At 62.7% G+C, this 5294-nt stretch carries 2 protein-coding genes and 5 pseudogenes; 1 reads left to right on the forward strand and 6 read right to left on the reverse strand.

Annotated features, from left to right (window positions below; translation table 11 throughout):
* Window positions 1-263 precede the first annotated feature (263 nt).
* Window positions 264-601, forward strand: a pseudogene (locus EN943_RS38460) (IS110 family transposase); the annotation flags it as partial.
* A 44-nt stretch (window positions 602-645) separates the two neighbouring features.
* Here EN943_RS38460 and EN943_RS25335 read toward each other — a convergent pair.
* From EN943_RS25335 to EN943_RS25355, 6 genes and pseudogenes are all read right to left on the reverse strand, one after another.
* Window positions 646-838: pseudogene (locus tag EN943_RS25335) on the reverse strand (transposase domain-containing protein); the annotation flags it as partial.
* 28 nt (window positions 839-866) lie between these two features.
* Window positions 867-2930, reverse strand: a complete 2064-nt coding sequence (locus tag EN943_RS25340) for a recombinase family protein (protein WP_063169338.1) — start codon at window positions 2928-2930, stop codon at window positions 867-869.
* Window positions 2917-3219 carry a hypothetical protein gene (locus tag EN943_RS37740; RefSeq protein ID WP_063169337.1) on the reverse strand — a complete coding sequence of 101 codons (303 nt, stop codon included), beginning with the start codon at window positions 3217-3219 and terminating at the stop codon, window positions 2917-2919. Before EN943_RS37740 ends, EN943_RS25340 begins: the two co-directional genes overlap by 14 nt.
* 49 nt (window positions 3220-3268) lie before the next feature.
* A pseudogene (locus EN943_RS25345) lies at window positions 3269-4586 on the reverse strand (IS66 family transposase); the annotation flags it as partial.
* Between the two features lie 69 nt (window positions 4587-4655).
* A pseudogene (gene tnpB / locus EN943_RS25350) lies at window positions 4656-5008 on the reverse strand (IS66 family insertion sequence element accessory protein TnpB).
* Window positions 5005-5294 (reverse strand): annotated as a pseudogene (locus EN943_RS25355) (IS66 family insertion sequence element accessory protein TnpB); the annotation flags it as partial. The pseudogenes EN943_RS25355 and tnpB, both read right to left, overlap by 4 nt.

A 5294-nucleotide genomic window follows, 5' to 3' on the forward strand; every position in this document is an offset into this window, starting at 1 on the left:
CTGGGACGAAACTGAATGGGTAGTGGCTCGGAACACGATTCATCACTGCGAGCAGTTCCCCTCCCACGTACTGCTTCCTGTGATGACAGCGATGGGGTCCCATGCCGGCAAGGCGAATTTGAACAGCATCGCTAGGTGTTTAGATTGTGGTATTCGGCTTTGCCCCCCGCCTTGAACGGGTTGTTTTGAAGTGCTGCGCTTCGAGATGATGACAAAACGTGGTCTGTGTGAACAGCCACAAGCATCAGGAAAGGAAGCGCAGCATGAAAAATTATGCCGGACTGGACGTCTCCGTGAAAGAGACCACCGTTTGCATCGTGAGAAGGGCGCCGAATTTGCCGAGAGATGAAGGTTGCTAGTCATCCGGACGATCTTGCTGACGCATTGAAGAACCCCGCATGGAATCTCGCCCGGATCAGGCTTGAAGCCGGCCCCTTATCCCAATGGTTGGTCTGGCGGCAGCCGGACTACGTGACCTGTATCGAGCCCCGTCATTCCAAGGCGTTCTCAAGGCACAGGTCAACAAGACCGACCGCAACCATGCTCGCGGCATCGCGCAGATATGCGGGTTAACCTGTTCCGGCCCGTGCATGTCAAGAGTAAGCGGTATTCTCGGGCCACGGCCTTGAGCTCGAGCTTGTTGATGTAGACCCAAGGCAGGAGATCGTCGATCTGGCTGTTGGGGTGGCCGTTGACGATCCTGGTGAGGACATCGGCGAGATAAGCCGAGCGGTTCGACACCATTGAGCTTGCAGGTTTCGATCAGCGAGGCGATGACTGCCCAGTGTTCGGCGCCGCCGTCAGAGCCTGCGAAGAGCGCGTTCTTGCGGTTGAGCGCGAAGACTGATTCATTATGCACCCCCTCTTCAAATGGCGGGAAACAGCGATTTCTGATTATCGTCGTTGATGATACGCGGAGATTTGCGCGCCAAATCGGCCTTGATCCGTTCATCTTCAAGGTCGCTGGCGCGGATCTGGTAGGGCGCGCCGCGCATGACCTGCTCGGCTGGTAATATGCCGTCCCTGACGAACCGGCGGATTTTGACGTGCGACACGCCAAGCTTCGCGGCCGCGTCCGACATGGTAAGCCACTCGCCGTTCTTGTCGGAAGACCGATAGCCGCTGATCTTGTGCACCGTGCGCAGGGATTGGACGCGTCGCGCCGTCCAGGTCTTTCCCTGACCCGTCTTCATGCCCATGCGGTTGAGTGTGGCGGCGATTTCGGCATCCGACCATCGCGTTGCCATGGATCGCATGACCGCCAGAGCCTCCTCAGGCGTACTCTGGCCATGCTCTCCGGATTTGGACTTGCGAACCCTTACCTGGGAATGCTGGCCCCCATGCCAATGGATGGTCAGGATCACATCGCGCGCGTCGTCATCGACGTCCGCCACAATGTCCTTGATGAGCGCGCGCAGCAGTTGCTGACGGAACCGCATATCGACACCCGGCGCATTCCAGGCGGCTTCGAGATCCTGGGCGAGGCCGGTGAAGTCAGGGATCGCGTCGACAGGCTCCATACGCTGGACTTCACTGAGCCGGGCCTCGCAGGTCTCCACGCGCCTGAGCCTAGCTTCCCAGTTCCTCTCGAGCTGGGCCGCTATAAGCCGGTTCTCCGGGTCGCAGGCGGCGTAGCGGCGCTCGGCGAGCGATGCCTCATAGCGTGCCTGCTGCAGGTCCATCTCGATCATCTGCCGCCGCCTGGCTTCGCTCTCCAGCTGCATCTGTTCAGCCTCCAACGCCGCCTCGATCGCCATCGGCGCAACCGCCTCCAAGGCTTCGCGGGCCACCGCCGCATCGGTGCGAAAGCCGTTGAACGACATGCATCGCGCCTGCGCCATCATGGTGTTCTCGCAACGATAGACCGGGTAACCTTGGCCACGTCCGGCATACGTGACAACCAGTCTTCGCCCGCATCGACCACAGGAGAGAAGACCCGGGAGCAACGCGCGACCGCCGCGGCCCGACTTGACGCCGCCGGCTTTGCCATAGGCGTTGGCGGCGAGAAGTTCCTGGTTCCGTTCGTACTCGCTCCATCCGATATAGCCTTCGTGATGCTCCTTGAGCACCACCGCCCAATCGCTGGCCGGCTTGTAATGACCATAGCTCTTGCGGACGCGGCCATCCACGATCTCGGTGCGCTTCTCGCTCTTACCATAGACATAAGCGCCGGCGTAGAACGGGTTCTTCAGGACGGAGATCACGTTGCGGTAGCGGACCGGAACCCAGGCGAAGGACACCATCTTCTTGCCGTCGGAGGGTCTGGGGAAATGCACGCCATCGTCGATCATCGAGATCAGGACCTGGCGGGCACTGCCGAGTTCGCGGAAACGCGCGAATATCAGGCGAATGGTCTCCTGCAGGCGTATATCGGGATCGAACCCGAGACCGTAATCCCGGTGCCAGACGTAGCCGAAGGGCACAGAGATGCGCAGTTCGCCGCGCTGTGCCTTGGCGCGGTCAGCTTCGTACATGCGAGCACGCAGCACCCCGAGTTCGAACTCGCTTATGCTCCCCTTCATGCCGAGCAGCAGGCGATCGTTCGGCAGTCCCGGATCGTAGACTCCGTCCAGATCGATCACCCGTGCATCGACTTCGCCGCACAACTCGAGCAGCCGATGCCAGTCCGGTCCGTTGCGAGACAGGCGGGACGCCTCCAGGCAAAGCACAGCGCCCACATGACCGGTGCACAGATCGTCGACCAGGCGTTCGAAACCGGGACGTTCCACAGCTCCACTTGCGGTGCGTCCCAAGTCCTCGTCGATCACCTCAACCTTGCGGAATCCCCAGCGCCGCGCGACGTCGACCAGCTCATATTGCCGACGCTGGCTCTCAAGATTGAGCTGCACTTGCGCCTGCGTGGACTGACGTACATAGACAACGGCCTTGCGCTTGAGGATGGTGGCCGGAATCAGATTACGGCTCGTCATCGCGGCTCTCCTCCGTCACGATACCGGCGGCGGCCATCAGCACATTGGCGAGCCGGGCGATCACGATCGTTCGTTGCGCTGCGCTCAGCCCGACTAGCTTGTGCGAGTCGAGCGCATGCTGAGCTGGCGAACGATCACGAGAGATCGTGTCGGTGGCGGCAAGGTTCTCATTTTGAGTCTCCCCGATGATGAAACCATCCGGAGAGCCTCGCCGGAAACGGCGCTGGATCAAGAGCTTGTTCAGTTCAAGCAGTGCAGCAAGCGACGCGCGCGGGGAGCCCAGATCCATTGCTGCGCACGGGACTTCGACCTCCTGCCCAACATGGGCAGAATGACCCCGAGATTGCGATCGGACGGATCGAGCGTTCGACGGTGTTGCTGTCGATCTCGATGCGGCCGTCGTCAAGGAAGTGCGAGAGGCCTTCCCAGCGTGAGAGCGTGTAGCGGATTGCCTCTGCGAGCTTGGTCTTCTGACTGATCAGGCCGAGCTTCTCACGCAGCCAGGGTTCGAGATCGGCGACGATGGCGCGGCTTTTGTCCTGACGCATCGCGCGGCGCTCGTTGGCCGATCGGCCACGGATGTCATCCTCGATCTTGTAGAGTTCGGCGATCCGTCTCAGCGCGTCACTGGCGATCGGCGCGGGACCGGCTGCTGCCAGTTCATAAAAGCGCCGACGGACATGCGCCCAGCAGAAGGCGAGCGTGACGCCGCTTTTGTCGGCCAGCACGCGATAGCCGCCATAGCCGTCGACCTGCAAGATTCCGGTGAAGCCTGCGAGATGAGCGATCGGACGCTCGGCCTTTCGGTCCGGCGCATAGACATAGGCGACGCCCGGCGGGTCGCTCCCCTCCCATCGTCGGTCATCGCGGGCATAGGCCCAGAGTTGACCTGTCTTAGTCTTGCCGCGGCCGGGATCGAGCACCGGCGCGGTCGTCTCGTCGGCGAAGAGTTTTGCCGAGGACTTCAGCTTGCCAAGCAGCCGCTCATGCACCGGACGCAGGTGCCAGGCGGCGCGGCCGACCCAGTCGGCGAGCGTAGAGCGATCGAGATTGATACCCTGCCGGGCGTAGATTTGCGCCTGACGATAGAGCGGAAGGTGATCGGCATATTTTGAGACCAGCACCTGGGCGACCGTTGCCTCGGTCGGAAGACCACCCTCGATCAGCCGGGCCGGCGCCGGAAGCCTGAACCACGACGTCCTCGCAGGCGCGGCAGGCATATTTGGGCCGGCGCACGACGATTACACGCAGCTGCGCCGGAACGATGTCGAGCCGCTCGCTCACGTCCTCGCCGATCCGATGCAAGCCATTGCGGCAGCATGGGCAGGCATGGTCCTCGATGTCGACGACCATCTCCACGCGCGGCAGATGGGGTGGCAGCGCGCCCCGGTTGGCCCGGCGCCTCGTGGCCTTTGCTTGCCGCTCGGCGGGAGCAGATTGCTCCTTCTCTTCCTCACCGGCGGCCTCGATCTGCTCCGCCTCTTCGAGCCCCAGCAGCAATTGATCCTCGGGGAGCGTCTCGGCACGCCGGCCGAAGCGGTGACGCTGCAATTCCTTGATGATCTGAATCAGACGGGCATTCTCGACGTCGTGCGCCAGGACCATCGCCTTCAGCGCGTCCGGATCGTCGGGAAGCTGGTCAGCCGTCATCGCCATGAACGGATCAGACCATATTCGCCGACAGCCCGCGACAGCGGAATCTAGGCTGATTCACTTCGTCGCGGGTCAGCCCGCCTGGGCTGGCACGCGGGTCCGGCGCGCCTCATGGACTCGCCGCCAGTCGAGACCTTCGAGTAGCGCCGAGAGCTGCGCGGCCGTCAGCCGCATCATGCCGTCATGCACTTTCGGCCAGCGGAACTCCCCATCCTCCAAACGCTTAGCAGGCAAACCCCGGTGCCATCCCAGAAGATCAGCTTGATCCGGTCAGTCCGCTTCGCCCGGAAGACGTAGACGGCCCCGCTGAACGGATCGGCCCCCATTGTCTCTCGCACCAGCGCCGCCAATCCCTCCGCACCCTTGCGGAAGTCGACGGGCTTCGTCGCCACCATGACCTTGACCGCACCCGTCGGCCCGATCACGACGTCGCCTTCAGCGCGCGGATCACTGCGGCCACCGTCTTGGTATCGGCGCCCCGGCCGACGCGCATCGCGATGCCGTCGATCTCAAGCTCGATCATGCCGGCATCTCGGGTGGCTTGCCGTTTCCGCTGCTTCGGTGAACGGCTGGCTGCAGGTTCCGCCGCCGCCACAACCGCCGGCACAAAGGCAGGAGAATCTTGCTGCACCGAAGCGGCCTGTTTGCGCGCTTCGCGGCGCCAGGCGAAGACCTGCTGCGGCCTGAGACCATAACGGCGGGCCACCCCCG

Origin of the sequence: Mesorhizobium sp. M7A.F.Ca.US.006.01.1.1 (assembly GCF_003997935.1) — a bacterium.
Taxonomy (GTDB): domain Bacteria; phylum Pseudomonadota; class Alphaproteobacteria; order Rhizobiales; family Rhizobiaceae; genus Mesorhizobium.

Excerpts from the sequence above, each read along its gene's own strand:
- EN943_RS25340 (WP_063169338.1), bottom strand. The coding sequence starts at position 2,930 with ATGACGAGCCGTAATCTGATTCCGGCCACCATCCTCAAGCGCAAGGCC.
- EN943_RS37740 (WP_063169337.1), bottom strand. The coding sequence starts at position 3,219 with ATGGATCTGGGCTCCCCGCGCGCGTCGCTTGCTGCACTGCTTGAACTG.